At 76.6% G+C, this 1914-nt stretch carries 2 protein-coding genes; one reads left to right on the top strand and one right to left on the bottom strand.

All coding sequences use genetic code 11. From position 1 onward, the window contains the following. Window positions 1-67 precede the first annotated feature (67 nt). Window positions 68-262 (bottom strand): hypothetical protein, encoded by a 195-nt coding sequence (locus EF903_RS32130; protein ID WP_114053920.1) that lies wholly within the window; start codon window positions 260-262, stop codon window positions 68-70. A 193-nt stretch (window positions 263-455) separates the two neighbouring features. Between EF903_RS32130 and EF903_RS32125 the strand changes: the two genes are divergently transcribed. Next, window positions 456-1823 (top strand): carbohydrate-binding protein, encoded by a 1368-nt coding sequence (locus tag EF903_RS32125; RefSeq protein WP_125548476.1) that lies wholly within the window; start codon window positions 456-458, stop codon window positions 1821-1823. Window positions 1824-1914 lie beyond the last annotated feature (91 nt).

Below are 1914 nucleotides of genomic sequence, written 5' to 3'. Positions count from 1 at the left end.
CGCCCCCTTCGGGCCCGCCCCCTTCGGAGCCCGCCCCCTTCGGGGCGGGTGGCCGGGAGCGGGTCGGCTACGGCAGGTAGCGTTCGATGACCCTCGGGCCTTCCTTCTCGATCAGCTTCCGGGCCTTTTCGACCCGCTCCGGAGTCGGGTCGGCGCCCGTCGCCATGACGAGGTCCTCGGGGTCGTACGCCCGCTCCCCACCCGTGAACAGCTTCGACGAAGGGGTCACGGATTCACGCTGCTGGTCCGATTCTGTTCCCATCGGTTGCCTCCTAGGAGTACCTGCCTGGTGCCCCCATCCTCCGGCCGCACCCCCAAGAACGCACGTCGGCACCCGGCGCCCGCCCCCGACCGGCCGGGCATAACACCGGGGGAGGGGCCAACCGGCAGTACCTGAGGGCCCGTTGGGGTCCCTACGGTTTCCGCATCCCCGCCGAAGACCGAAGGGACCCCCCATGCCCAAGCGACACGCCCGATCGGCGTGTACCGCCCTGGCCGCGGCCGGCCTGCTGCTGGCCGCCGCCGTCGGGACGGCCGCCGCCGAGCCGGCGGCCCGGACCGCCCCGGCGCCGACCGCCGCCGAGACCCTGCGCACCGCCGAAGCGCAGCCCGAGCTGCTGGCCGCCATGCAGCGCGACCTCGGGCTGAGCCCGGACCGGGCCCGGGCCCGCCTCGCGCACGAGGCCGAGGCCGGGGCGGCGGCCGCCCGCCTGCAGAGCCGCCTCGGCCCCGCCTTCGCCGGCGCCTGGGTCGACGGCTCGGACGCGGCCGCCCTGTCCGTCGCCACGACCCGCGCCTCCGACGCGGCCGCGATACGCGCCGCCGGCGCCCGGCCGGTCGTCGTCGCCCGCTCCCTCGCCTCCCTCGACGCCGCGAAGGCCGCCCTCGACCGGGCCGCCACCGCCGGGACCCCGGTGCGCTACGTCGACCCCCGCACCAACGCCCTCGTCGTCGAGGAGGCCGAGCCCGGCGCCGCGGCCCGCCTGCTCGCCGCGACGGGCACCGACTCCTCCCTCGTCACCGTGGTGCCGACCGCGCAGGTCCCGCGCCCGCTGTACGACCTGCGCGGCGGCGACGCGTACTACATGAACGGCAGCGGCCGCTGCTCCGTCGGCTTCCCGGTGACCCGCGGCACCACCCACGGCTTCGCCACCGCCGGGCACTGCGGCCGGGCCGGGACGACGACGACCGGCTTCAACCGGGTCGCGCAGGGCTCCTTCCAGGCGTCGGTGTTCCCCGGCAGCGACATGGCCTGGGTCGCCGCGAACACGAACTGGACCGCCACCCCGTACGTCAAGGGCAGCGGCGGCGCGAACGTGCAGGTCACCGGCTCGGTCCTGCAGCCCGTCGGCGCGTCGGTCTGCCGCTCGGGCTCCACGACCGGCTGGCACTGCGGCACCATCCAGCAGCACAACACCAGCGTCACCTACCCCGAGGGCACCATCTCCGGCGTGACCCGCACGACGGTGTGCGCCGAGCCCGGCGACTCCGGCGGCTCCTACATCTCCGGTAGCCAGGCGCAGGGCGTCACCTCGGGCGGCTCCGGCAACTGCTCCAGCGGCGGCACCACCTTCTTCCAGCCGCTGAACCCGATCCTGTCCGCGTACGGGCTGACGCTGAAGACCACCGGCGGCGACCCGGGCCCCGGCCCCGGCCCCGGCCCCGGCGAGCCCGAGCCGGGCGGCACCTGGAAGGCCGGCACCGTCTACGCGGCCGGCGCGACCGTCACGTACGGCGGCGCGAGCTACCGCTGCCTGCAGGGCCACCAGGCCCAGGCGGGCTGGGAGCCGCCGAACGTGCCCGCGCTGTGGCAGCGCCTCTGACACGCCTCCCCGCGTGAGGAGGGGGCGGGTGACCCGCGGCTGCCAAGGGGGGAGCCGCGGGTCACCCGCCCCCTCCTCACGCGGGGAGGCG

The organism is Streptomyces sp. WAC05292 (assembly GCF_003949955.1).
GTDB classification, from domain to species: Bacteria; Actinomycetota; Actinomycetes; order Streptomycetales; family Streptomycetaceae; genus Streptomyces; species Streptomyces globosus.
Note: the sequence above shows the minus strand (reverse complement) of the source record. Positions and strands in the feature narration are given on the sequence as shown.

Excerpts from the sequence above, each read along its gene's own strand:
- EF903_RS32130 (WP_114053920.1), bottom strand. The coding sequence starts at position 262 with ATGGGAACAGAATCGGACCAGCAGCGTGAATCCGTGACCCCTTCGTCG.
- EF903_RS32125 (WP_125548476.1), top strand. The coding sequence starts at position 456 with ATGCCCAAGCGACACGCCCGATCGGCGTGTACCGCCCTGGCCGCGGCC.